The sequence below is a fragment of the Streptomyces sp. NPDC090088 genome, from assembly GCF_044747345.1.
Taxonomy (GTDB): Bacteria; Actinomycetota; Actinomycetes; order Streptomycetales; family Streptomycetaceae; genus Streptomyces.
On sequence record NZ_JBIVDZ010000005.1, the window covers coordinates 403,566 to 427,179 of the forward strand.

At 71.0% G+C, this 23,614-nt stretch carries 23 protein-coding genes; 9 read left to right on the top strand and 14 right to left on the bottom strand.

Features of this window, described 5'->3' with window-relative positions:
• The first annotated feature begins 104 nt into the window (after window positions 1-104).
• Window positions 105-2,192, top strand: coding sequence for a SpoIIE family protein phosphatase (locus ACIPSJ_RS25760; RefSeq protein WP_401349332.1), 2,088 nt, complete (start codon window positions 105-107; stop codon window positions 2,190-2,192).
• Between the two features lie 24 nt (window positions 2,193-2,216).
• On the opposite strand, the gene ACIPSJ_RS25765 is transcribed toward ACIPSJ_RS25760, so the two are convergent.
• The gene (locus ACIPSJ_RS25765; protein WP_359219983.1) at window positions 2,217-2,837 is read right to left on the bottom strand and encodes a TetR/AcrR family transcriptional regulator; all 621 of its coding nucleotides are present in this window, start codon (window positions 2,835-2,837) and stop codon (window positions 2,217-2,219) included.
• 145 nt (window positions 2,838-2,982) lie between these two features.
• On the opposite strand from ACIPSJ_RS25765, the gene ACIPSJ_RS25770 reads away from it, so the two are divergent.
• Entirely contained in the window at window positions 2,983-5,208 is a 2,226-nt protein-coding gene (locus ACIPSJ_RS25770) for a 2Fe-2S iron-sulfur cluster-binding protein (protein ID WP_401349334.1), read from the top strand.
• Window positions 5,209-5,257: 49 nt separating this feature from the next.
• Here ACIPSJ_RS25770 and ACIPSJ_RS25775 read toward each other — a convergent pair whose 3' ends face one another.
• Together ACIPSJ_RS25775 and ACIPSJ_RS25780 are read right to left on the bottom strand one after the other, a co-directional pair.
• Entirely contained in the window at window positions 5,258-5,926 is a 669-nt protein-coding gene (locus ACIPSJ_RS25775) for an NAD(P)-dependent oxidoreductase (protein ID WP_401349336.1), read from the bottom strand.
• Window positions 5,927-5,972: 46 nt separating this feature from the next.
• Window positions 5,973-8,168 (bottom strand): MMPL family transporter, encoded by a 2,196-nt coding sequence (locus tag ACIPSJ_RS25780; RefSeq protein WP_401349339.1) that lies wholly within the window; start codon window positions 8,166-8,168, stop codon window positions 5,973-5,975.
• Between the two features lie 117 nt (window positions 8,169-8,285).
• Here ACIPSJ_RS25780 and ACIPSJ_RS25785 point away from each other — a divergent pair, with 117 nt between their 5' ends.
• Window positions 8,286-8,858 carry a TetR/AcrR family transcriptional regulator gene (locus tag ACIPSJ_RS25785; RefSeq protein WP_401349342.1) on the top strand — a complete coding sequence of 191 codons (573 nt, stop codon included), beginning with the start codon at window positions 8,286-8,288 and terminating at the stop codon, window positions 8,856-8,858.
• Between the two features lie 108 nt (window positions 8,859-8,966).
• Here the strand turns inward: ACIPSJ_RS25785 and ACIPSJ_RS25790 are convergent, their stop codons facing one another.
• The 4 genes from ACIPSJ_RS25790 to ACIPSJ_RS25805 are packed head-to-tail and all read right to left on the bottom strand — an operon-like array spanning window position 8,967 to window position 12,210.
• On the bottom strand, window positions 8,967-10,085 hold the full coding sequence (locus ACIPSJ_RS25790) for a hypothetical protein (protein WP_401349344.1): 1,119 nt from the start codon (window positions 10,083-10,085) through the stop codon (window positions 8,967-8,969).
• Between the two features lie 28 nt (window positions 10,086-10,113).
• Complete coding sequence (locus tag ACIPSJ_RS25795; protein WP_401349347.1) at window positions 10,114-10,623, bottom strand: carboxymuconolactone decarboxylase family protein; 510 nt, start codon at window positions 10,621-10,623, stop codon at window positions 10,114-10,116.
• A 23-nt stretch (window positions 10,624-10,646) separates the two neighbouring features.
• Entirely contained in the window at window positions 10,647-11,165 is a 519-nt protein-coding gene (locus ACIPSJ_RS25800; protein WP_359219996.1) for a VOC family protein, read from the bottom strand.
• A 52-nt stretch (window positions 11,166-11,217) separates the two neighbouring features.
• Window positions 11,218-12,210 carry a zinc-binding alcohol dehydrogenase family protein gene (locus ACIPSJ_RS25805; RefSeq protein WP_401349350.1) on the bottom strand — a complete coding sequence of 331 codons (993 nt, stop codon included), beginning with the start codon at window positions 12,208-12,210 and terminating at the stop codon, window positions 11,218-11,220.
• 108 nt (window positions 12,211-12,318) lie between these two features.
• Between ACIPSJ_RS25805 and ACIPSJ_RS25810 the strand changes: the two genes are divergently transcribed.
• The 4 genes from ACIPSJ_RS25810 (at window position 12,319) to ACIPSJ_RS25825 (ending at window position 15,267) form a co-directional block, all read left to right on the top strand.
• A complete protein-coding gene (locus tag ACIPSJ_RS25810; protein WP_401349353.1) occupies window positions 12,319-13,014 on the top strand; it encodes a TetR/AcrR family transcriptional regulator C-terminal domain-containing protein in 696 nt (231 codons plus the stop codon).
• Window positions 13,011-13,592 (top strand): TetR/AcrR family transcriptional regulator, encoded by a 582-nt coding sequence (locus ACIPSJ_RS25815; RefSeq protein WP_401349356.1) that lies wholly within the window; start codon window positions 13,011-13,013, stop codon window positions 13,590-13,592. Before ACIPSJ_RS25810 ends, ACIPSJ_RS25815 begins: the two co-directional genes overlap by 4 nt.
• A 59-nt stretch (window positions 13,593-13,651) precedes the next feature.
• Window positions 13,652-14,311: a TetR/AcrR family transcriptional regulator C-terminal domain-containing protein gene (locus ACIPSJ_RS25820; RefSeq protein ID WP_359220006.1), complete on the top strand. Its 660-nt coding sequence runs from the start codon at window positions 13,652-13,654 to the stop codon at window positions 14,309-14,311.
• Between the two features lie 128 nt (window positions 14,312-14,439).
• The gene (locus ACIPSJ_RS25825) at window positions 14,440-15,267 is read left to right on the top strand and encodes an MBL fold metallo-hydrolase (RefSeq protein WP_401349359.1); all 828 of its coding nucleotides are present in this window, start codon (window positions 14,440-14,442) and stop codon (window positions 15,265-15,267) included.
• 87 nt (window positions 15,268-15,354) lie between these two features.
• Here ACIPSJ_RS25825 and ACIPSJ_RS25830 read toward each other — a convergent pair whose 3' ends face one another.
• The 6 genes from ACIPSJ_RS25830 to ACIPSJ_RS25855 form a co-directional block, all read right to left on the bottom strand.
• A complete protein-coding gene (locus ACIPSJ_RS25830) occupies window positions 15,355-15,846 on the bottom strand; it encodes a hypothetical protein (protein ID WP_401349362.1) in 492 nt (163 codons plus the stop codon).
• A gap of 262 nt (window positions 15,847-16,108) precedes the next feature.
• Complete coding sequence (locus tag ACIPSJ_RS25835) at window positions 16,109-16,753, bottom strand: CoA transferase subunit B (protein ID WP_401349365.1); 645 nt, start codon at window positions 16,751-16,753, stop codon at window positions 16,109-16,111.
• Window positions 16,750-17,505 carry a CoA transferase subunit A gene (locus tag ACIPSJ_RS25840; protein ID WP_401349368.1) on the bottom strand — a complete coding sequence of 252 codons (756 nt, stop codon included), beginning with the start codon at window positions 17,503-17,505 and terminating at the stop codon, window positions 16,750-16,752. Before ACIPSJ_RS25840 ends, ACIPSJ_RS25835 begins: the two co-directional genes overlap by 4 nt.
• Window positions 17,505-18,701, bottom strand: coding sequence for a fumarylacetoacetase (fahA, locus tag ACIPSJ_RS25845; protein ID WP_401349371.1), 1,197 nt, complete (start codon window positions 18,699-18,701; stop codon window positions 17,505-17,507). The genes ACIPSJ_RS25840 and fahA overlap by 1 nt, the downstream gene beginning before the upstream one ends.
• A complete protein-coding gene (locus tag ACIPSJ_RS25850) occupies window positions 18,698-19,576 on the bottom strand; it encodes a hypothetical protein (RefSeq protein WP_401349374.1) in 879 nt (292 codons plus the stop codon). The genes fahA and ACIPSJ_RS25850 overlap by 4 nt, the downstream gene beginning before the upstream one ends.
• Window positions 19,573-20,754, bottom strand: coding sequence for a homogentisate 1,2-dioxygenase domain-containing protein (locus tag ACIPSJ_RS25855; RefSeq protein WP_359220021.1), 1,182 nt, complete (start codon window positions 20,752-20,754; stop codon window positions 19,573-19,575). The genes ACIPSJ_RS25850 and ACIPSJ_RS25855 overlap by 4 nt, the downstream gene beginning before the upstream one ends.
• A gap of 247 nt (window positions 20,755-21,001) precedes the next feature.
• Here ACIPSJ_RS25855 and ACIPSJ_RS25860 point away from each other — a divergent pair, with 247 nt between their 5' ends.
• Window positions 21,002-21,673, top strand: a complete 672-nt coding sequence (locus tag ACIPSJ_RS25860; RefSeq protein ID WP_359220023.1) for a helix-turn-helix domain-containing protein — start codon at window positions 21,002-21,004, stop codon at window positions 21,671-21,673.
• A 24-nt stretch (window positions 21,674-21,697) separates the two neighbouring features.
• On the opposite strand, the gene ACIPSJ_RS25865 is transcribed toward ACIPSJ_RS25860, so the two are convergent.
• Complete coding sequence (locus ACIPSJ_RS25865; RefSeq protein WP_359220026.1) at window positions 21,698-22,213, bottom strand: Lrp/AsnC family transcriptional regulator; 516 nt, start codon at window positions 22,211-22,213, stop codon at window positions 21,698-21,700.
• 164 nt (window positions 22,214-22,377) lie between these two features.
• Between ACIPSJ_RS25865 and hppD the strand changes: the two genes are divergently transcribed.
• Window positions 22,378-23,583, top strand: coding sequence for a 4-hydroxyphenylpyruvate dioxygenase (hppD, locus tag ACIPSJ_RS25870; RefSeq protein WP_359220029.1), 1,206 nt, complete (start codon window positions 22,378-22,380; stop codon window positions 23,581-23,583).
• Window positions 23,584-23,614 lie beyond the last annotated feature (31 nt).

The following is a 23,614-nucleotide window of genomic DNA, read 5'->3' on the forward strand; positions in this document are numbered from 1 at the left end:
GCGGACGGGCAGGAGGCGAGACAGTGGCAGCTGGAGAGCCCGGCCCCGGGAGCCGTACGGAGAGGGCGCAGCCGTCGTGGCCCTGCCTGTCGGCGGTCTCGGACGTGAGGCCGCGCGACGCGGAGACGCTGTCGGTGGCGCTCCAGCAGGTGACGACATGCCTGGGAGGGCTGGGTGCCGCCGTGCACCGGCTCGATCCCGGCGCCCACAGGCTGATCCTCGTCGCCGCCGACGGACCCGCCTCGGCGGACGTGCAGGCGTGGGCGGAACTGGGTGAGGACGAGGGGGAGGCGCCCGTCCTCGCTCTTCGGCGCGGCGCCTGCACATGGGTGAGCGGAGACAGTCTCGGAGTCGGGGCGGCCGGCACCGTGGCGATCCCTCTGGTCGGTATCGACGGGCCGATCGGCGTGCTGTCGGGGCTCGTGGCCGGGCCTGGCGAACCGGACGAGGTACGGCGGTCCTTCCTGCGCACGGTGGCGCAGTGGGTCGGCACGGGTCTGATCGGCCCGCCGGGCACGCCACCCGGGCCGAGTTCCGTCTCCGCGGCGGCGCGTTCCGTCCGGATGAGCGAGTTGACCGTCGCGCTCGCCGAGGCGATCAGTACGCAGGACGTCGCCCGTGCCGTCGCGGACTACATCCAGGCTCCGTTCGGCGCCGACGGGCTGGTCCTGGAAGTGCTCGAAGCCGGCCGGCTGCACGTGGTCGGTTCCGCCGGTTACCCGCCGGAGTTCCTGCGGGTGGTCGAGGGGATCCCACTCGAAGCCAATGAGACCGTGCACGACGTGGTGAGCACGCGCACACCCCGGTTCATCGAGTCGCGCGCCGAGATCTACCGGCGCTACCCGGCGCTGCGGGCGGTGAACGAGCTGTCACCGAAGGAGGCCTGGGCGTTCCTGCCGCTGATCGCCTCCGGACGCGTCATCGGCCTGTGCGTCGTGTCCTTCAGCCGGCCGCGTTCCTTCGACGAAGGGGCGCGCGTATGGCTGATGGCCCTGAGCGGCATGGTCGGCCAGGCACTGGAGCGGGCCCGCCTGTACGACATGGAGCACGCCCGCGCCCAGGAACTGCAGCGCGGCCTGCTGCCCAAGACCCTGCCCTGCCTGCCCGCCGCCTGCGCCGTCGCCCGTTATCTGCCGGCGGGCCGGGGCGAGGAGGTGGGAGGCGACTGGTACGACGTGATCCCGCTGCCGGCCGACCGCGTCGCCCTGGTGATCGGCGACGTGATGGGCCACGGCATCACGGAGGCGGCCACCATGGGACGGCTGCGCACCGCGGTCCGCACGCTCGCCGACCTGGACATCCCGCCCGACGAGCTGTTCAGCCGTCTGAACGACCTGGTCAGCGAGGTCAGCGAGGACACCTACGCCACGTGCCTGTACGCCGTCTTCGACCCGGTCGCCGCCACCTTCTCGTACTCCCTGGCCGGTCATCCGCCACCGATCGTCGTCCGCCCCGACGGCACCGTCCACACCGCCGACGCGGCCCCCGACCCGCCGCTGGGTGCCGCCAAGCCCCCCTTCGGGCTCCACCGGCTGCACCTCTCGGACGGGAGCATGCTCGCGCTGTGCACCGACGGACTCGTCGAATCCGCCACCCGGGACGTGGACCAGGGAATGACGCAGCTCCGGCAGATCCTCGCCGGGGCCGCGACCCCCGCCCTACACTCCACGGACGGCGGGGAGCGCGACGACATCCGGCACCTGGAGAACCTGTGCGACAGGGTCGTATCGGCGCTGCTGCCCGACCGAGGGCAGATGAAGGACGACGCGGGGCTGCTCATCGTCCGTGTCCGGTGCACCGCCCCCCATGACGTCATCTCCTGGAACCTTCCGGTGGATCCCCGGGCCGCCGGGCAGGCGCGGGACCACATCCGCACGCAGCTCCGCGACTGGGACCTCGATGACCTGGTGCTCACCACCGAGCTGCTGGTGAGCGAACTGGTCGGCAACGTCGTCCGCCATGCCACGGGCCCGGTCCATCTGCGGCTGCTGCGCAGCCGCGCCCTGACCTGCGAGGTCTACGACGGCAGCCTCACCACTCCCCGCATCCGCCACCCCACCCACACCGACGAGGGCGGACGCGGCCTGCAACTCGTCGCCGCCCTCTCCCGCCGCTGGGGCGCCCGCTACCTCCAGGACGGCAAGTGCATCTGGACCGAGCAGGACCTCCCGGACCGGGCCGGCGTCGCGTGACCGGGTGGCTTGGCCGCCGCGTGGCTACCGGCCGCCGCGCAGATAGCGCGTGACCATGTCGACGAGTTCGTTCTCGAAGGTCTCGACGGGGATGGTCCGAGGGTCGGCCATGAGCTTGTGCGTGTTCGTCTCCACGGTGAACACGATGAGTTCGGCGGCGATGCCGAGATCGCCCACGTGGACGTCCGGGTGCCGGGCGAGGAGGTCGCGTACCTGGGCGACGCGCTGCCGGCCGTGCCGCTCGATCGTGTCGAGCAGGTCCTGGGAGAGCCGCGCCTCCTCGATCATGATCCGCAACAGCTGGGGATCGTCACGGTGGTTGTCGATCGCGTCGTGGACCAGGGCCCGCACCGTCGTCTCCAGGCTCCCGGGGGACAGGTCGAGCCGGTCGGCCTGGGTCCAGGTGCCGCGGTCGATGTGCCGCACCATCAGCTCGGCCAGGATCGCGTCCTTGTTGGGGAAGTACTGGTACAGCGAGCCGATGGAGAGACGGGCCTGTTCGGCGATGCGGTTGGTGGTCCCGGCGGCGTAGCCGTACTCGGCGAAAACGTGAGCAGCGGCGGTGAGGATCCGCTCCCGGGTGAGCTCGGCGCGCACCTGGCGAGGCCTGCGACGTGGTTGAAGGTGGCGGTCGGCCGACGGCATCCGGGGTCCTTCCCGACGTACGAAACGCGAGTAGCCAAAGAGGTGAGCTATTGCTCACAATACTGTCATGACCTGCGGAAACAAGGTCATGCATGGCGACGGGAGCAAGGGCGGCCACTGCGTTCGCCGACGGGAGGAGACCCCTGTGCAGGAAGCGGACCGAGCGAGCACTCCGCGCCGGCTGAGCGCGGCGGACGAGGTCGAGACGGCCATCGGCCGCCCCGCGCCCATGATCATGCGCAAGCAGATCAGCGCCCTCGACGAGGGCTGCCGTACCGTCCTCGCCCGGTGCCCGATCGCGGCCTTCGGCTACCGGGACGCCGACGGCACCAGCAGGACCACCTTCATCGGCGGCGCACCCGGGTTCGCGCGGGTCCACTCGCCCACGCGGATGTCGTTCTCCTGGCACGGGCCCGGCGCCCCGCACGGCCCGGTCTCGTTCTTCTTCCTGCTGCCGGGCATCGGCGAGATCCTCCGCGTCAACGGCTCGGTGGTGGCCGAGAAGGGCGGCGCGCGCACGACGGTCGAGATCCAGGAGGCATACGTACACTGCGCGCAGGCCGTTCTCCGGTCCCGGCTGTGGCAGCCGCCCGCCCCGGCGGGGACGGTGCCCGGACCCACGACCGCGGACGGTCCTCTGGGACGGCCCGGAGTCGCCGAGTTCCTCGCGGCGGCGCCGTTCCTCGCACTGTCCACCTGGGACGCCTCCGGCGGGAGCGACACCAGTCCGCGCGGGGACCGGCAGGCGGCGGCGCGGATCCTGGACGGCCGCACGCTCGTCGTCCCGGACCGCAAGGGCAACAAGCGCGCCGACACGCTCCACAACCTGCTGCGGGACGACCGGCTCTCGTTCGCCGCGCTGCTGCCGGGGCGCGCCGGTGTGCTGCACGTCCGGGGCCGGGGCGCGATCACCGACGATCCCGCGCTCCTGGAGACGATGGCGCTGCGCGGGATGCCCCCGCAACTGGCGCTGCTCATCGACGTCGAGCACGCCGAGGTGACCGGCAACGACGCCGTGGCACGCGCCCGCCTCTGGACCCCCGGCGCCCACCTCGACCGTGCCACCGTGCCGGACCTGCTGGCGCTCGGAGGGCAGCACCTCGCCGCCAACTCCGCGGAATCCGGAAGCGGTTCGACCGCCTTCCTGGTGCGGGCGGTCGGCGCGATCCCGGGGGTGACCCGGTTGCTCCGGCTGGCGATGAACCGCGCCTACCGTTCCGGACTCGGCAAGGAGGGCTACGAGGACGTCGAGCCCGGCACCGGCGCCGGCGCGGACACTGGCGCTGCCGGCCGGGGCCGGCGTGGGCGCCGAGGCCGACGCCCCGTCCCCGTCCCCGTCGCCGGGACGGAGTACCACGGTCTGCGCCAGGTGCGCGTCGCCGAGGTGCGCAGGGAGACACCGAGCGCCGTGACACTCGTACTGGAGGACGCCGACGCACGGCAGGGGGCGTTCGACTTCCGGCCCGGCCAGTTCTTCACCCTCGTCGCCGACATCGACGGCCGTGCCGTGCGCCGGGCGTACTCGGCCTCGTCGGTGCCGGGGGCGCCCCGCCTGGAGGTCACCGTCAAGCAGGTCGAGGGCGGCCGGTTCTCCACGCACGCACACCGCGCCCTTCGTGCGGGGGACCGCCTCGCGGTGCGGGGCCCGTCGGGGTCCTTCCACGCCGGACCGCAGCCCCCGGACGAGGTCGTGCTGATCGCGGCGGGCAGTGGGGTGACGCCCCTGATGAGCATGATCCGTACCCGGCTCGCCGTCCCGTCGGGCCGGGACCGGATCGCGCTGCTCTACAGCAGCCGCAGCGCGGACGAGATCATCTTCGGCGACGAGCTGACCCAGCTGGCCGAGGACCATCCCGGCCGGTTGTCGGTCACCCACGTGCTGACCCGCCGCGACGGGCGCCTCGACGCGGACGGTGTACGCCGCTGGGTCGCGGGCCTGTCCCCGGCCCCGGACGCCCACTACTACGTGTGCGGTCCCGGACCGCTGGCCGACGCCGTCCGCACGGTCCTCGCCGGGCTCGAAGTCCCGGACGAACAGGTGCACCACGAGCGCTACACCAGCGGAGCGGAGACCGGTACCCCGGTGACCGTGCCGCAGGAGATGACCGTCGAGGAGGACGGGCACCCCGTCGGCACGGCGGTGGTCGAGCCCGGACGGACCCTGCTCGACGCGGGACTCGCCGCCGGGCTCCCGCTGCCGTACTCCTGCACGGTCGGCAACTGCGGCGAGTGCGTGGTGCGGCTCCGCGGCGGCGAGGTCACCCAGGACGAGCCCGGCTGCCTCACCCCGCAGCAGAAATCCGACGGGTACGTGCTGACGTGCGTGAGCCGCCCCCTGTCGAAGGTCACCCTCGACATCACGGACCCGTGACCGCCACTCTCCGTGGCCGGGTTGGCTGTCGTCGCCCGGCCGTACGGGATCAACTGGCGTGGTGCGACGCCTTCCAGCCGGTCTCCGTCGTGATGAGCAGCCGTTGCTCGGAGGGATCCTCGGTCGTCACGATGTCGAGCAGCGCGGTCGCGGCGTTCGCGAACGGCAACGTGGGCAGGCCGGGGACCTTGGCGACCTGGTCGAGGCGCTTGACGGCGGCCGAGGGGGCCGCCGGGGCGTCCTTGAGGTTGACCGGGTAGACGGTCGTCCAGTTCAGGCCGGTCGAGGGGAGGATCTCCTCGGCGAGTTCCTTGTCCTTGAAGATGGGGGCGACGACGGTGCGGTAGACGAGCCGGGCCAGGAACGACCCCTTGCGCGCCGTGTCCCCGACACCGAACGCGGAGACCAGCACGAACCGCTGGATGCCGGCGTTGCGGGTCGCGCGGGTGATGACCGGCAGGGTGCGCCGCATCAGGTCGATCGGTTTCTTCGCGCGCAGCGGTACGCCGATGCACGAGACCACGGCATCCGCACCGGCGAAGGCCTTCGACAGGGCGGCTTCGTCGTCCAGCGATCCCTGGACGACCGTCAGTCCGGCGCGTGGGGCGAGGGCATCGGCGCGGCGGACGTAGGCGATGACTTCGTGGCCGTGGGCGAGGGCCTGTTCGAGGAAGCGGGAGCCGATGTTTCCGGTGGCGCCCAGGACGGCGATCTTCATTTCTGTCTCCTGACGGGATGAGGGGTGTGTGGGTGGGGTGCCGGGGTCATCGCGCGGCTGCTTTCTCCTGCTCGGCGTCCCGCTGCGGTGCGATGCGTACGGGGAGGCCCGCGCCCTCGATGTCCACGTTGGGCAGCGCGCGGTCGAGCCGGCGGGGGAGGCTCCAGGCGCGGCGGCCGAGGAGGGCCATGGCGGCCGGGACGAGCGTCATGCGGACGACGAAGGCGTCGATGAGCACGCCGACGGCGAGCGCGAAGCCGATGGACTTGATGACGGGGTCCTCGTTGAAGATGAACCCGGCGAACACGGCCGCCATGATGAGCGCGGCGGCGCTGACGACGCGTCCGCTGCGGGCGACGCCGTACACGACGGCCTGCTGCGGGTCGAGGGTGTTCTCGTGGTGCTCGCGCATCCGGCTGACGAGGAACACCTCGTAGTCCATGGCGAGTCCGAACAGGACGCCGATGAGGAGGACCGGCAGGAAGCTGGTGACCGGTCCGGCCGAGGGGATGGCGAGCGGGCCGTCGAGGTGGCCGTACTGGAAGACCCAGACCGTGGTGCCGATGGCGGCCGCGATCGAGAGCAGGAAGCCGAGGGTCGCCTTGAGCGGTACCAGCAGCGACCGGAAGGCGAGCGTGAGCAGGATCAGCGCGAGGATCACGATGATCGCGACGAAGAGCGGGAGGGCGCCGGAGAGTTTGTGGGCGACGTCGATGGCCGCCGCGGTCTGGCCGGCGAGGTAGAGGGTGCCGCCGGCCTCGGTGACGGCCGGGGCGTTGTCGCGGAGACGGTGGACCAGGTCGGTGGTGGCCTGGGCGTCGGGTCCGGTCCTCGGTACGACGGCCATCACGACGAGACTCTTGTCGAAGTTGGCGACCGGCTTCGACACGGCCGCCACGTCGGAGTCCTCGGCCAGGGACGTGCGCAGGGCGGTGACGGTGGCCGTGACCTTCCCGGCGGGTATGTCCCCGGTGTCGACGACGGCGACAAGGGTCGCGTTGAAGCCCGCGCCGAAGCCCTCCGACAGCAGGTCGTAGCTCTTGTGCTGGGTGCTGGAGGTGGGTGAGGAGGCGTAACTGGGCAGTCCCAGACGGAGGTTGCGGGCGGGCAGGGCGAGCGCGAGGAGCGCGACCACGCCCGTGAGGAGAATGATCAGCGGGCGGCGGGTGACCGCACGGGCCCAGGCCAGGCCCCAGGCGCCGGGGACGCGCTCGCGGCGGCCCGCGCGAGGCCGCTTCGGGCGGAGCCTTTCGCCGAGCAGGCCGAGTACGGCCGGGACCAGGCTGACGGCGATGAGGACGGCGATCAGCACGGTCGCGGCGGCGGACAGGCCCATGACGGCCAGGAAGGGGATGCCGGTCGCGCACAGAGCGGCCAGAGCGATGATGACGGTGGCCCCGGCGAAGACGACCGCGCTGCCCGCCGTGGCCACGGCCCGGGCGACCGAGTCCTCGACGTCCATGTCGGGGTCGGTGAGCTGTTCACGGTGGCGGGAGATGATGAACAGGGCGTAGTCGATGCCCACCGCCAGGCCGATCATGAGCGCGAGCACGGTGGACGTGCCGGTGATCGACACCCATGTCGAGACGAACTTCACGCCCAGCACACCGATGGCCACGCCCACGACGGCGGTCAGCAGCGGCAGTCCGGCCGCCACGAGCGAGCCGAGGGTGACGGCGAGGACGACGAGGGCCAGCACGACGCCGACGAGTTCGGCGGGGCCGCCGACCTTGGTCTCGGCCTTCATCGCCGTTCCGCCGTACTCGACGTCCAGCCCTGCCTTGCGGGCCTGGGCCATGGCGCCGCTCAGCGCGTCCTTGGCGTCCTGGGTGACGTCGGCGGCGTCCTGCCGGAAGCGGACGTCGGCGTAGCCGATGCGCCGGTCGGCGGAGAGGGACCCGGTCTTGAAGGGGTCGGTGACCTGTACGACCTCCGGGATCTTCGCCGCCTTCGCCAGTCCCTGCTCGATGGCTGTCCTGCTCGCCGTCCTCGTCAGGGTGCTTCCGTCGGGCGCCGCGTAGACCACGCGGACCACGCCGCCGGCGGCGTCCGGGAACTTCTCCTCCAGGAGATCCTGGGCCTGCTGCGACTCGATGCCCGGCACCGTGAAGTCCGAGGCCACCTTGCCGTGGACGGTGATCCCGAGCGCGCCGACCGCGGTCAGCAGGAGGATCCAGGCCGCGATGACCCGGCCGCGGCGGCGTACCGCCAGCAGCGCCCATGTGTAGAGGCGAGACGCCATGTCCGCGCCGTCCTTTCGTCGTGCCGTCCGGGTGCCGTGGCGGCACCCGTCATGAGATGCAGCCTAAGGCATAATTACACTCGACTGTAAAATAGCCATCGGTGGTAATCTCTCGGCATGGTGACCAACGAGCCAAGGGACGGGCTCCGGGAGCGCAGCAAGGCCCGGCGCAGGGAATCGATCCTCCGGTCGGCGTACCGGCTCTTCGCCGAGCGGGGATTCGAGTCGACGACCATCGCCGACATCGCCGAGGCGGCGGAGGTCTCGCCGCGCACGGTCACGCTCTACTTCCCCTCCAAGCTGGAGCTGGCCCTGGCCCGCTCGGACGCGCTGGCGGAGCGGCTGCGCACGGCCCTCTCCGACCGGCAGCCGGGGTGGCTGACGCTGGACGCCCTGGAGCACTGGCTGCGTGCGGAGATCGCCCACCGCAGTGACCTCGACGACCTCTCGGAGCGCATGTTCGACCTCAACCCCGAACTGCGGGCGGTCAGCAACGGCCGGCTCTCGGACGTGGTCCAGCAAGGCACGCGCATGTTCGCCGAGGAGAGCGGCAACGCGCCGGACGCGTTCGGGCCCCGCATGCTGGCCGTCACCGCTGCCGCGGTCATCAGCGAGCTGTGCCATCACCCGGAGAAGGCGGACATCGACGCGGCGATGGACTTCCTGAGGGCCGGCGCCGCCACCCTGTGAGCATCGCCCTCAGCCTGTCCGGGACCCGGGACCCGGGACCCGGCCGCGGTCGCCGAAGGCCGGTAGGTCCGCGGATCGCGCGGTCCTACCGGCTCTGGGTGCGCTGTCCTACCGGCTCGTCCTGCCGGAGTGGGTGATCGCCTTGTGCGTGAAGGTGGGGGTGGTGCCCGGGTTGGCCCAGGAGGCGGTCAGCTCGCTGGAGGGGAAGAACTGGAGGAAGCGGGGGTCGGCCTGGGAGCGGTCGACCAGGGTCTTCTCGATGATCAGCGAGTTGTACTGCTCGGCCGTGGTTTCGATGGTGTTGGCGTTGAGGACCACCTCCTGGCCCCAGGTGCGGGACCAGTGGGCGATGCCCGGCATGCGGGAGTGCTCGGGGGTCAGGCACTCGGCGGCGATGACGTTCTCGCTGGACGCCCAGACGCCGGTGGAGGTGTTCAGGACCAGGGTCTGGTTGCCGAGGACGTGCCCCGGCGTCTCCACCACGGCCACACCCGGCCCGAGGAGCAGCGAGCCGTCGATGGCGAGGAACGCGTCCGGCCGTACGTCCTGGTAGGTCCGAGGCTGGTACCAGGGCTGCTGGAGCGGGTGCAGCTGGGACATCGCGAGCAGTTCGTGGCGCTGCACGATGACCTTGGCGCGGGGGAAGGCGGGGGTGACGGTGGCGCCGCCCAGGTCGGACTGCGGCCTCGTCGTGCCCACCCAGCGGCGGAGGTCCTGGGTGTGCAGATGGTCGAAGAGCAGGTAGTCGACGTCCGCCGGCTTGATGCCGAGGCGATCCAAGTGGCTCAGTACGGTGCCGTGTTCGGTGGTGAGCAGCGACTGCAACGGCTTGGGGGTGCGGCGGATCAGGGCGGCGAAGTAGGGCGTGTTCTGGCCGAGTTCGTGGTCGCTGGGCTCGAACAGCAGCACTCGCCGACGTCCGTCGCTCTCCGTCCACCGTACGACCAGCATGCGGTTGGTGATGCTGACGAACGGCGCTATCGCCCGGCTGGCCCGGAACAGGCCGAACCTGGTGGGGTAGGGCAGCGTGATCAGGTCGCAGGTGGCGACGCTGTCGGGGGTGCCGGTGGCGGTGAACTCGGACCGGAACACCTCGGCCTGACCACGGGCCCAGGCGAGCTTGGCGCCGTATCCGCCAGGGACGTCGTCCAGGCCGTCGAAGGCGGGGACACGGGTGCCGAGGGTGGGCATGTCGAGGACGTCGGAGTCCTGCCAGGCGAGTTTCATGGGTCCTCCCGGGACTCGGTGAAGGGCGTCAGTAGGGGGCCTTCTCGCCCTCGGTCGTCACATCGAAGGTGTTGAGGAAGTTGCAGACCAGCTGGTAGAAGCCGACCGTGAGGACCAGGTCGGAGAGCTGGCCCGCGGTGAGGAACCCCAGCGCCTCGGCGCGGTCGGCCTCGGTGAGCGTGTGCTGGGCGAGCAACCGGTCGGTGAGGGAGAGGACCGCGGCCTGCTCCGCCGTCAGGTCCTCGGCGGAGCCGGACTTCGCGGCGGCGATACCGGCCTCGTCGAGGCCGAGGAGACGGCCGATGTTCTCGTGGTGGTGGATCTCGTACGGCGCCTGGTAGCTGTGTCCGACGCGGAGGATGGCGAGTTCGCGCAGGGGGTGCGGAAGCGCGCTCTGGAAGATCGCGTCGGCCAGCTGCAGGAAGGCGGGGGCCAGTGCGGGGGAGTGGAACGCCATCCGGTAGATGTTGACGGCGGACCGCTCGGCCGCGAGCTTCTGCAACTCGGCGGGGAGGGCGGTGAGGTCGGGGTAGTCCATCGTTCTTCCTCCGTACGGTGGTGTCAGGCGACCTTGGTGATGGGGTTGGTGCCGTCCCACTGGGCCGCCATCTCCCGCAGCGCGGCGAAGAGTTCGCCCTTGGCGCCGCCGATGTCGGAGATCTCGATGACCGTGCCGGGGTGCGTCTCGGTGTCGAGGTAGGCGAATCGGCCGCCCTGGATCGCGCCCTCCTGGGCGACGGTGTAGCCGAGGGACAGGGCCCGGTCGTAGAGCTCCTGGTAGTCCTTGGTCCAGTAGGCGACGTGCTGCGCGCCCTCGTGCCCGGCGTCCAGGAAGTCCTTGTAGAGGGACGGTTCGTCGTCGAGCGGCTGGATCAACTCGATCTGGACGTCACCGGAGTTGGCGATCGCGGCGGCCATCCTCATGCCGGATTCCACACCTCGGTACCTGAACCAGTCCGTCTGCACCGGGTCCTGGTAGAACCAGGGGCCCACGCCCTGGGCCACCCAGAACTCCATGGCGGAGTGCAGATCGCGGACGACGTATCCGATCTGCGCGATCTGCCCGAATACACGGCTCATGCTGCGGCTCACTTCTCTCTTTGAGGGCCGGGGGAGGGAACCCCCGGTCGGATCAGGACTCCGGCAGTTCCAGAACGATCTTTCCGACGGCCTTGTCGGAACGCATGCGGTCGGCCGCCGCCTTGGCGTCGTCGAAGGCGAAAACGCTGTCGACGACGGCGCGGATCCGGCCCTCCTCCACGGCGGGCACGACGTCGGTCATGAGGGCGGCGCAGACGTCGGCCAGTTCGTCGGGGGTGCGCACGCTGAACGTCGTACCGATGACCCGCAGGCGGCGGAACGACAGCTGGTTGAGGTCGATAGTGGACTCGGCGCCGGCGAGCCGGCCGACGTTGACGACGGTGCCGCCGATCCGCGTGGCCAGGAAGGTGTCCGCGAAGAGCCGCCCGCCCACGTGGTCGAGGGTGAGGTCGGCTCCCGCGCCGTCGTTGGCGGCCGCCACGGCCTCGGCGAGGTTCTCCGACGCCGTGTTGACGACCACGTCCGCGCCGATCGCCCTGAGCGTCTCGGCCTTGCCGTCCGAGGTGGTGGTCGCGATGACCTTGGCCGCGCCGAGCGCCTTGGCCAGCTGTACGCCGATGAGGCCCACGGACGAGGTGGCGCCCACGACGAGCACGCTGTCCTTGAGGCCGAACCCGCCCTGGGTGAGGGCGTCGTGCTCGGTCGCCAGGGCCACGGGCAGGGCCGCCGCGTCCGTCCACGACAGGGACTCCGGCACCGCGATCACATGCCGGTGGTCGGCCAGCGCGTACGGGGCGAAGGCGCCGAGTGTGACACCCATGACCCGGTCGCCCACGGCCGTGTACGGCACGCCGGTCCCGATCGCGTCGACCTCACCGGCGAGTTCGAGGCCGGCGGTGAACAGGTCGCTGGTCTTCGCCCGGGGGTTGTAGGTGCCCTGGAGCATGTACAGGTCCGCCCGGTTCACGGCGGCCGCCCGCACCCGGACCCGGATCTGCCCCGGCCCCGGCTCGGGGACGGCGACGTCACGGGCTTCCCATTCGGGGCCGGCGCCGCCCATGAGCGCGCGCATGGTGCTGGTCATGAGTGTTCTCCGATGATTAATACTTACGCCGTATGTCCAATGTTTCCTCAAGCTAGACTTACGTAATAAGTCATGTCAAGAGTCGGATGCGGGAAGGGGAACGGTGCGATGAAGGTCCGCGGCGGTGGTCGGGGCAGGCGGCCCGGTCTGACACGGGAGAAGGTGGTCGACGCGGCACTGGAGATGATCGACAGGGACGGTCCCGACTCCTTCTCCCTGCGAAAACTCGCCGGAGAGCTGGGCGTCGAGGCGATGTCGCTCTACAACCACGTACCGAACAAGGACGCCCTGCTGGACGGCGTCGCCGAGGTGCTGCTGGGCGGTGTCGACTTCTCCGGGGCCGGCCTGGGCACCTGGCAGGAGCGGGCCCGCGCCCATGCCGCCGCCTTCCGCGCCGCCGCCCTGCGCCACCCCAAGGCGTTCACGCTGGTCCTGACCCGGCCCACCCAGTCACCCGCGGCCCTGGAAAGCATCCGCTGCGCCTTGGCGGGCTTCCCCGAACTCGGCCTCTCCCCTCGGGAACTCGTCCATGTGGTGCGGAGCTTCGCCGGATACACCGTCGGCATGATCATGCGGGAGCTCGGTTCGGCCATCACCGCGGGCGCGGTCGAACCCGACCAGGTCGAGCGGCGCATCGCCGAGATCGCGGCCGTGGGCGACCCCGTGCTGACGGCCGCCGCGCCCTATCTGACCGTGAGCGACCACGATGCCGAGTTCCGGCACGGTGTCGAACTGCTCATCGCCGGGCTGGCGGCACGGGTGGGCGTGCCGTACGACGGAGGGCCGAAGGGGCCGCACCGGTGACCCGCACCGGCGGAAGCCGTCGGCAGCGCGGCCTGCGCCGCACGGAGCAGATCCTGGAAGCGGCCGAGGAACTCGTCGCGGCCGTCGGGGTGGCCGCCGTCGGGATGAACGCGCTGGCCAGGCACGCGGGCGTCTCGCCCGGCACGCTGTATCAGTACTTCCCGCACAAGCGGGCCGTGGTGGACGCGCTGCTGCGGCGGTTGGCCGCAGATCTCCCGGCGCGGACCGTCCGGGACGGGCGGACCGATCCGGCGCCCGAGGCGGCCGTGGCGGAGATGCTCGAAGAGGTGGCGGCCCTCGCGGAGCGCCGACCCGCTCTCCTGTCCCTGCTGCGCGGTGCGGAGCCGCAGGACGAACCGAACGTGCTGCTCCGGACCCTCTCGACCTCCCTGACCGGCATCCCGGGATGCGCGGACGAGGCCGACGAGTTCACGGCCCGCATCCTCGTCCAGGGCGTCACTGTCGCCCTCCGGTGCGCCGATCCGGACGCCCGCGCGAGGGTTCTCGCCCGTACCCGGGAGGCGATCCTCGCCGGTGCCGTCGTCCGGGATGGCCGCCGCCGACGCGCTACCGCCTGAGGCGCATTGGATAAATTGAAGCCTGCTGCCAGGCACTACGGCTGACCGGAGGAGAGGCGATGGCACAGCGGATGACCCGCCGTGGCCCACTGACCAGGACGGAGATCGTGCGCCAGGCCCTCGTCGTGGCCGAGACGGAGGGCATGGAGAAGCTGTCGCTGCACAAGATCGCGGCGGCGGTCGGCGTGCGCACCATGTCGCTGTACAACCACGTCGACGACAAGACCGACGTGCTCGACGCCATGGCGGACCTGATCCTGAGCGGGATCAGGATCCCCGAGGTCGACGCGATGCCGTGGGAGGATGGACTCCGAGCCCTGGCCAGGTCCTTCCGCGCCGCCGCCCTGGAATACCCCCGTTCCGCGTCCCTGGTGCTGACCAGGCGCCTCAACGCCCCCGCGGCCATGCCGGTCGTGGAGGCCGCACTGCGGGTGCTGAACCGTGCGGGACTGGAGGGCGCCGCCGCCGTCCACGTGCTGCGCGCCTTCATCGCCTTCCTGATCGGGACGCTCTCCCGCGAGGTGGGCTTCGCACCCACCTACGCCGGCGCCATCCCGGCGGTGACGGCCATGCGGGAGCAGGAACTCGTCGACAGCGGACTGCCGGCGGTCGCCGCGGCGGCCGCGGAACTGGCGGTCTGCGACCACGAGGCGGAGATGGAGTTCGGGCTGGAGATGCTCCTCGACGCGATCCGCCGTCGCGTCGAGGGACAGTCCTGACCTGCGGGTACCCCCGTGTCCGCTGAAGAGGGTTCCCGAGCGTGTCGGCGACTGCGTCACCTTGACATTACTTATGTCATAAGTCAGCCTGGCTGAGTGTAGACATACGTCGTAAGTATCGTCTCGCGGTGCTGACCGACGCACCCCTCGACACCAAGGACACCCCTCCCGTGAAAGTCCACCACCTCAATTGCGGGACGATGCGGCCTCCCGGAGCCCCCCTCGTCTGCCATGTCCTCCTGATCGAAGCCCCGGGAGGTCTGGTGCTCGTCGACTCCGGCTACGGCCTCGACGACATCGCCGACCCGAAGCGGCGCGTCGGACCCGCCCGGCACTTCGTCCGGCCGGTGTTCGACGCAGAGGAGACGGCCGCCCGCCAGGTCGAGAAGCTGGGCTTCCGCCGCGAGGACGTCCGGCACATCGTCCTCACCCACTTCGACGCGGATCACATCGGCGGTCTGTCCGACTTCCCCTGGGCCGAGGTCCACCTCACCGCGGACGAGGCGCTCGGCGCCGTCCACGCCCCCTCCTGGCGGGAGCGCATCCGCTATCAGAGCCCCCAGTGGGAGCACGGTCCCCAGCTCGTCGAGCACCGGCCCGACGGCGAGCAGTGGCGCGGTTTCGCCGCCGCCCGCGAACTCGACGCGATCGCCCCGGGCATCGTCCTGGTCGCGCTGCCCGGCCACACCCGCGGCCACGCCGCCGTCGCGGTCGACGCCGGCCACCGCTGGCTGCTGCACGCCGGGGACTCCTTCTACCACCACGGCACCCTCGACGAGCACTCCCGCGTCCCCGGTTCCCTGCGGGGCATGGAGGCGCTCATCGCGTACGACGGCAAGAAGGTGCGCGCCAACCACGACCGCCTCGCCGACCTGTACCGACGGTCCGACCCCGACCTCCTCATCGTCAACGCCCATGACCCGCTCCTGCTGGAGAAGGCGCGCGCCACGGCATAGCGGAGGCCGGGAGTCTGTCTCGTACCCCGTGATCGCCTCCCGTCCGGCCGCCGCAGACGTCCAGGCCGGCTCTCGCCGAGCCCGCCGCTAGGAGATGCTGTGGCGTTCCGTAAGCGGCCCGACGCCGAGATCCTCGCGCATCAACTCGCGCATTCTGGCGGCCGCCTTGCCGCGTGCCTCCCAACGGGCGTGGTCTTCCGGACTGCTGACGGCGGCGCCGTCGACGTAGCCGTCGCGGATGCGTCGCAGGCAGTGGAAGACGCTGTTGGAGGCGCTGACGACGGGGTCGGGTGCGATCAGCCACATGCGTTCGGATGCCGTGGCGATGCCTGATTCGTGGAATGCCTCGCGCAGCGCGAGCGCCCGCTCGCCGTCGGACGGGTGCTCGCTCGCGGCCAGCGCCCGCAGGGTGTCACCGAGGACCTTCACGGCGGTGGTGTACTGCGTGTAGACGTCGAGCCGCAGGCGAAGAGCGTCTTTGGCGTCCTCCCGCTTCCAGCGATTCCGATCCGCGATGAGCGTCGCGACGATACCGATCGCGGCACCGGCCAGGGTGGAGAGCAGCGGCAACCAAACCATGCGGGCCAGCTTGCGCCCTACCGTGGCGCCGGCACCAGGTGCGCTCCAAATCCCGAGTCCGGACACCTAGTTGATGCGTCATCTGGGTGGCGCGTCGACTACCTGATGCCCGCGTAGCCAGTCACTTCTCTTGGGAGACCCGGGTGGCGGGCCCGAGCGGGGCGTGACGTCGGACCGACAACGTGGGGCGGCACCGGTTCCGGGAGCGCCGCCCCGCTTGCCGTCCGAGGCCGTGCCGCCGAGAGGAGTTCCGTCGGGCGGGTCAGGCCGAGAGAGGAGTGCCCGTCTTCGCACGCACCTCGTCGAGGGTGACACCGGGCGCCAGTTCGACCAGGCGGCAGCCCTCGGCCGTGACGTCCAGCACGGCCAGGTCGGTGATGATCCGCTGCACCACTCCCTGCCCGGTGAGCGGCAGGGTGCACCTTTCGACGATCTTGTGCGAGCCGTCCTTGGCGACGTGCTCCATGAGCACGATGACGCGCTGGGCGCCGTGGACCAGGTCCATCGCGCCGCCCATTCCCTTGACCATCTTCCCGGGCACCATCCAGTTGGCCAGGTCACCCGTGCCGGAGACCTGCATGCCCCCGAGCACGGCGGTGTCGATGTGGCCGCCGCGGATCATGCCGAAGCTCTGCGCGGAGTCGAAGAACGACGCACCCGGGCCGACCGTGACGGTCTCCTTTCCCGCGTTGATCAGGTCGGCGTCGACCTCGTCGTCGGTCGGGTAGGGGCCCGTTCCGAGGATGCCGTTCTCGCTGTGCAGCGTGACCCGGACCCCCTCCGGGAGGAAGCTGGGGATGAGGGTCGGCAGGCCGATGCCGAGGTTGACGTACTCGCCGTCCCGGAGTTCCCGCGCCGCGCGCGCCGCCATCTGTGACCGGGACCAGCCGGTCCGCTGCTCGCTCATGCCACGTTCTCCCGGACGGTGCGCTTCTCGATGTGCTTGGTCTGCGGGCCGGTGTGGACGATCCGCTGGACGTAGATGCCGGGCAGATGCACCTGGGCGGGGTCGATCTCACCGGGCTGGACGAGTTCCTCCACCTGCGCGACACAGATCCGCCCCGCCATCGCCGCAAGGGGGTTGAAGTTCACCGTCGCCTTGTTGAAGACGAGGTTCCCGTCGGTGTCGCCGAGCCGCGCGTGCACCAGCGCGAAGTCGGCGACGATGCCCTCCTCCAGGACGTACCGGTGGCCACGGAACTCACGGACCTCCTTGGGCGGGGACGCGACCAGGACGTTCCCCGCCCGGTCGTACTTCCACGGCAGGCCGCCCTCGGCGACCGGAGTGCCCACGCCCGCCGGGGTGTAGAACGCGGGGATGCCGGAGCCGCCCGCCCGCAACCGCTCGGCCAGCGTCCCCTGCGGGGTGAGTTCCACTTCGAGTTCGCCGGACAGGTACTGGCGGGCGAACTCCTTGTTCTCCCCGACGTAGGACGCCGTGACCCGGCGGATGCGGCCGAGGTCGAGCAGGATGCCGAGCCCGGTCCCGTCCACCCCGCAGTTGTTGGAGAAGACCTCCAGGCCGTCGGCTCCCTGCTCGGCCAGTGCCGTGATCAGGCGGTCCGGGATCCCGGAGAGCCCGAACCCGCCGACGGCCAGGGAGCTGCCCGGGGTGATGTCGGCAACCGCCTCGGCGGGCGAGGCCACCGTCTTGCTCATCACGCCTCCCGACGCTTGCTGCTGACGATCCGGCCGCGGGCCTCGCCGAAGCCGATCCGGACTCCGTCCGCGCCCGGGGCGGTGGCGGTGAGGACGACCTCGTCCCCGTCCTCCAGGAACGTGCGCGGCCGGCCGCCCACCGTGACGGGCTCCCTGCCGCCCCAGGTCAGTTCGATGAAGGCGCCGCGCTGCTCCTTCTCCGGTCCGGAGACGGTGCCGGAGGCGAACAGGTCGCCGGTGCGGGAGGGGGCGCCGTTTACGGTCTGGTGGGCCAGCATCTGGGCGGGGGACCAGTACATCGCGGCGTACGGCGGCCGGGAGACGACCTGACCGTTCCACTCGATCGCGAGGTCGACGTCCAGGCCCCACGGCCGGGCCATCCGCAGGTACGGCAGCACGGCCGGCTCCTGGGGCGGGACCGGGACCCGGGCCGCGTCCAGGGCGAGCAGCGGAACCACCCACGGCGAGACGGTGGAGGCGAAGGACTTGCCCAGGTTCGGGCCGAGTGGAACGTACTCCCAGGCCTGGATGTCGCGCGCGGACCAGTCGTTGAAGAGCACCACCCCGAAGATGTGCCGCTCCGCGTCCTCGGCGCCGATGGACTCGCCCATCGCGTTGCCGGTCCCGACGACGAAGCCCAACTCGGCCTCGATGTCGAGCCGGGTCGAGGGCCCGAAGACCGGTGCCGGGTCCTCGGGTCCCTTGCGCTGTCCCGAGGGCCGGACGATGTCGGTGCCCGAGACGACGACGGAGCCCGCCCGCCCGTGGTAACCGACCGGCAGGTGCTTCCAGTTCGGCATCAGCGGCTCGGGACTGCCGGGCCGGAACAGCCGGCCCAGGTTGGCGGCGTGATGCTCGGAGGCGTAGAAGTCCACGTAGTCGGCGACCTCGAACGGCAGGTGCAGCGTCACCGCACCCAGGTCGTGGACCGCCGCCGCGGGAACCGGGCCCCGGAGCCGCTCGGTGATCGCGGCACGGACCTCGACCCAGCGGGCGTGGTCCTGGGCCATGAAGGCGTTCAGGCTCGGCCGGTCGAAGACGTCGTCGTCCAGCAGCACCGCCAGATCGATGACGTGGTCGCCGTACCGGGTCGCCACGCGCGGCAGTCGACCGGGTGCCGAGTAGACGCCGTAGGGCAGGTTGGCCGGGCCGAACAGCGAGTCGGCCGGGACGGTCAACTGGATGGTGCTGGTCATGCGGACACCTCGGTCAGGTCGGCGACGGCCCCGGCGGGCAGCAGCCCCAACGCGGCCGACTCGGTGGCGGGTTCGGCGACGGAGCAGGTGCCGAAGGAGCGGAACAGGTCACGGACCCGAGGCGACACGGCACGGACCCGCTCGGCGACCCGCCTGCCGTCCCGGTCGGCCAACAGCCGGACCAGTTCCGCCTCTTCGGCGCCCAGCAGTGCCGCGTCGACGGCGACCAGCAGGTTGAGGAAGCCGTGCTGTTCGAAGCCGGTCTCCGGATCGGTGTTGCGCAGCGCGTGATGCAGCCCCGCGGTCGCCTTGAACGCGACCCCGGCCCGCGTCGCCGCCAGGACGGTCGCCGCGAGTTCGCGCTCGTCCGGGTAGAGCTCGGGGCGTACGCCTCCGGTGCGGAACTTGGCCAGGTAGGGGGTCCCGGCGAGTTCGGCGAGCAGCGCGTCGCGCCGGCCGTCACGCGGTACCTCCACGTACACGGTGACGGTGTCGTGCTCGCCGAGCGCCTCGGCCAGGGCCGGGACCACCTCCTCGGCGGCGGCCAGGTCCGGGACGGAGACCTCCAGCGCGACCAGGCGTACGGCCGGGATCCGGTCCGCCGCGGCGATCGCGGCGGAGACGTCCGGCAGTGGCACGGTCACCGAGAGGTCGAAGGACTCCTCGGCGAGAGCGCTGGTCGGATCGGCGAGCCGGTCGAGATCCTTGGCGGCGAGGACGAACGGCCCGACCAGCCCGGCGTGCGCGCCGCGGGTGTGCGCCACGTGGGCCGGGACCGCCTCCTCGATCGGCAGACTGCCGGGCGGGAAGACCGCCGCGTCGTCGAACAGTCCGGCGAGTACCGGAGGAATCCCAGGCGTCCGGGGCACGCTCATCGCTTCGGCTCCCAGGAGTAGACGTACGTTCCGTCGTCCGTCGCGCGGGCGGCCTCGCCGAGCTGCAGCGGCCGGAAGGTGTCGACCATGACCGCGAGTTCGTCGAAGAACTCCGCCCCGATCGACCGTTCCGTCGCACCGGGCTGGGGACCGTGCGGATGCCCGCCCGGGTGAAGCGAGATCGAACCCTGCCCGATCCCGGAGCCCTTGCGTGCCTCGTAGTCTCCGCCGCAGTAGAACATCACCTCGTCGGAGTCGACGTTGGAGTGGTAGTACGGCACCGGGACGGCCAGCGGGTGGTAGTCCACCTTGCGCGGGACGAAGTTGCAGACCACGAAGTTGTGGCCCTCGAAGACCTGGTGGGCCGGCGGCGGCTGGTGCACCCGGCCCGTGACCGGCTCGAAGTCGCGGATGCTGAACGCGTACGGGTAGAGGCAGCCGTCCCAGCCGACCACGTCGAAGGGGTGGTTCGGCACCGTGTGGACGGTTCCCGCGACCCCGCCCGGTCCCCGGTGCTTGATGTACACGTCGACGTTCTCGCCCTCGACGGTCCTCGGCCCGTCGGGGAGACGGAAGTCGCGCTCGCAGTAGGGGGCGTGTTCCAGGAGCTGGCCGTGCTTGGACAGATAGCGCCGCACCGGCCCGATGTGTGAGTTCGCCTCGATCACGTAGATCCGTACGACCCCGTCGGGAACGATCCGGTACGTGGTCGCCCGCGGGACGATCACGTAGTCGCCGTCGCCGGCCTCCAGGTCGCCGTAGACCGACTCGACCCGCGCCCGCCCGGCCTCGACGTAGAGGCACTCGTCGCCGATCGCGTTGCGGTAGTACGGGCTCACCGAGTCGGCCACGACGTACGCCAGCCGCACGTCCTCGTTGCCCAGCAGGAGCCGGCGCCCGGTCACCGCGTCGATCCCGGACTCGCCCTCCGCGAACAGCTTGTGCGTGGAGAGGTGACGGGGGAGCAGGGGGTGGTTGGGCACCAGCGACTGGTCCCCGAGGTCCCAGACACGGAACTCCCGCACCGCCGAGGGTATGTGCCGGTGGTAGAGCAGCGAGGAGTCCGAGGAGAAGCCCTCCTCGCCCATCAGTTCCTCGTAGTAGAGGTTCCCGTCCGGGTCACGGTGCTGGGTGTGACGTTTCGGCGGGACCGAGCCCGCCCGGTGGTAGTACGGCAAGTCTCTCTCCTCGTGACTCGGAGTCGCGGTGCCGCGCACCAGAAAAATGTGCGCTGAGCGCACATTTTTGTGCGATGAAAGCAACAAGGCGAAATTAGGTCCCGGTGGCGGCCCAGTCAAGGTCGCGCTCCGCCTCCGCGCGTCCGTGATCATGTGCGGTCGGGCGCCCGTGCCCTAACGTGGCGCCAGAAGAAGATCTGTCGGTTTCTCCGGGTGCCGAGTGCGGCCCCGGGATCAGGAGGTGTCGATGGCCACCCTGCAAGGTCTGGATCGCGGGCTGAGGGCCCTGGACGTGATCTCGCTGACGGCCGACGGCCTGACGGTGGCAGACCTGGCAGCGCAGCTCGGGATCGACCGGTCCATCGCGTACCGGATCGTGGAGACGCTGGAGGAGCACGCCCTGGTCGCCCGGCAGGGCAAGCGGGTGCGGCTCGGTGCCGGTGCCGCCACGCTCGCGGGGAGGTTCCAGCGCCAGTTGGTACCGGCGGCCCAGCCGGTGCTCCAGGAGCTCGCCGACGGCACGGGCGCCGCCGCGTTCCTGACGGTGGCCCACGGCGCGCGGGAGTGCGTCCCCGTGGCGGGCGCGGAGCCGGCCGTCCAGCACGGCCCGGTCCGGGTGGGGTACCGCATCGGCGTACGGCACGCGCTGGAGAAGGGGGCGAACGGCATCGCCATCCTCGCCCTGCAGCCGCCCGCGTCCGATGAGCCCGAGGAGATCACGCGGGCCCGGGAGCTGGGCTACAGCATCACCTCGGGGCAGCTCCAGCAGGGTGCCACCGGGGTGGCGGCGGGCTTCGAGGTTCCGGGCACGGCGGGCGCCTCGGTCGGCGTGGTGGCCATGCACGAGTTCGACGGCGAGCGGGTGGCGGCACAGGTGAAGGAGGCGGCCTCGCGGCTGGCGGCACTCAGCAGGTCCTGACGGCGCCGGACGCCATCGCCCGTGTCACTGGGGGTCGTTGTAGGCGGGAGAGCGCCGGGGCGCACGGTGCTGACGGGACTGCAGCAACGGCAGGACCCTGGGCGCCACCACCACCGACAGCACGATCACGCTCGTGGAGCGGGCCACCGTCGGTGAGCGGTTCAGGGCGAGCAGGGTTTCCTGGAGGTCCTGGTGGGACGAGGCCGCCAGCTTGCACAGCACGTCGGAGGCTCCCGTCGTCGCGTACGCCTCCAGCACGGTGGGCAGGGCGGCAAGCTCGGCGGCGACATCGTCGAGCGCGCCCTGGGCGATCTCCAGGGTCACGAACGCCTGGACCGGGAATCCCGCCGCGCTCACGTCCACCTCGGGGCCGAAGCCGACGAGGACGCCCGTGCGTTCCATCCGGTCCAGCCGCGCCTGGACGGTTCCGCGGGCGACCCCCAGGGTCCGCGACAGTTCGAGAACGCCGGTGCGCGGGTTGTCCCGCAGCAGGCGGAGCAGGTCGATGTCCAGCGAGTCCAGCGGCTGCCCGTCGGTCACCACGACCACCTTCTCTCAACTAGGCATATTGCACAGGTAACCCCGCCGTCAGGCAGGCAAAGTGAGCAGCCTGAACAGCTCAGAAAGCGTCTGTTGTGCAGTAAGCAGGACCAGTGTCTCCTGAGCGCCACGCGCTGGAAGCAGGACACCCAGGAGGACGACGCATGAGCATGGAACAGACCCTCACGAGCCAGGAGCGGCTGGCGGAGCTCGACCTGCGGCAGCTCAAGCAGCTGGTCGGGCTCGTGGAGTACGACGCGGAGGGCGACCCCTTCCCGGTGACCGGCTGGGACGCGGTGGTCTGGGCGGTGGGCAACGCGACCCAGGCCGCGCTGTTGTTCCAGGTGGTCTTCGGGATGGAGCTGGTCGCCTACTCCGGTCCGGAGACCGGGAACCGCGACCACCACGCGTACGTCCTGCGCTCCGGAGCGATCCGGTTCGTGATCAAGGGCGGTGTCGCCCAGGACAGCCCGCTCTTCGACCACCACCACCGCCATGGTGACGGCGTGATCGACATCGCCCTCGAAGTGCCCGATGTCGACAGGTGCATCGCCCACGCCCGCGCGCAGGGCGCGACCGTGCTGGAAGAGCCGCACGACGTCACCGACGAACACGGCACCGTCCGGACCGCCGCCATCGCCACCTACGGGGACACCCGCCACACCCTGGTGGACCGCTCCCGCTACACCGGCCCCTACCTGCCCGGATATGTGGCCCGGACCTCGGGATACGTCAAGCCCGACGGTGCGCCCAAGCGCCTCTTCCAGGCGCTCGACCACGTCGTGGGCAACGTGGAACTCGGGCGCATGGACGAGTGGGTCGACTTCTACAACCGGGTCATGGGCTTCACCAACATGGCCGAGTTCATCGGCGACGACATCGCCACCGAGTACTCCGCACTCATGAGCAAGGTCGTCGCCAGCGGAAACCACCGCGTGAAGTTCCCGCTCAACGAGCCGGCCGTCGGCAAGAAGCGTTCGCAGATCGACGAGTACCTCGACTTCTACCGAGGCCCGGGCGCCCAGCACCTCGCCCTCGCCACCAACGACATCATCCAGACCGTCGACGTGCTGCGGGCCAGGGGCGTCGAGTTCCTCGACACCCCCGAGAGCTACTACACCGATCCGGAACTGCGCGCCCGGATCGGCCATGTACGCGTGCCCATCGAGGAACTGGCCTCGCGCGGCATCCTCGTCGACCGCGACGAGGACGGTTACCTGCTGCAGATCTTCACCAAGCCGATCGGCGACCGGCCCACGCTGTTCTTCGAGTTCATCGAGCGCCACGGCTCCCTGGGCTTCGGCAAGGGGAACTTCCAGGCCCTGTTCGAGGCGATCGAGCGCGAGCAGGCCAGGCGCGGCAACTTCTAGGGCCGTACGACTCCGAAGCCCCGCTGTACGA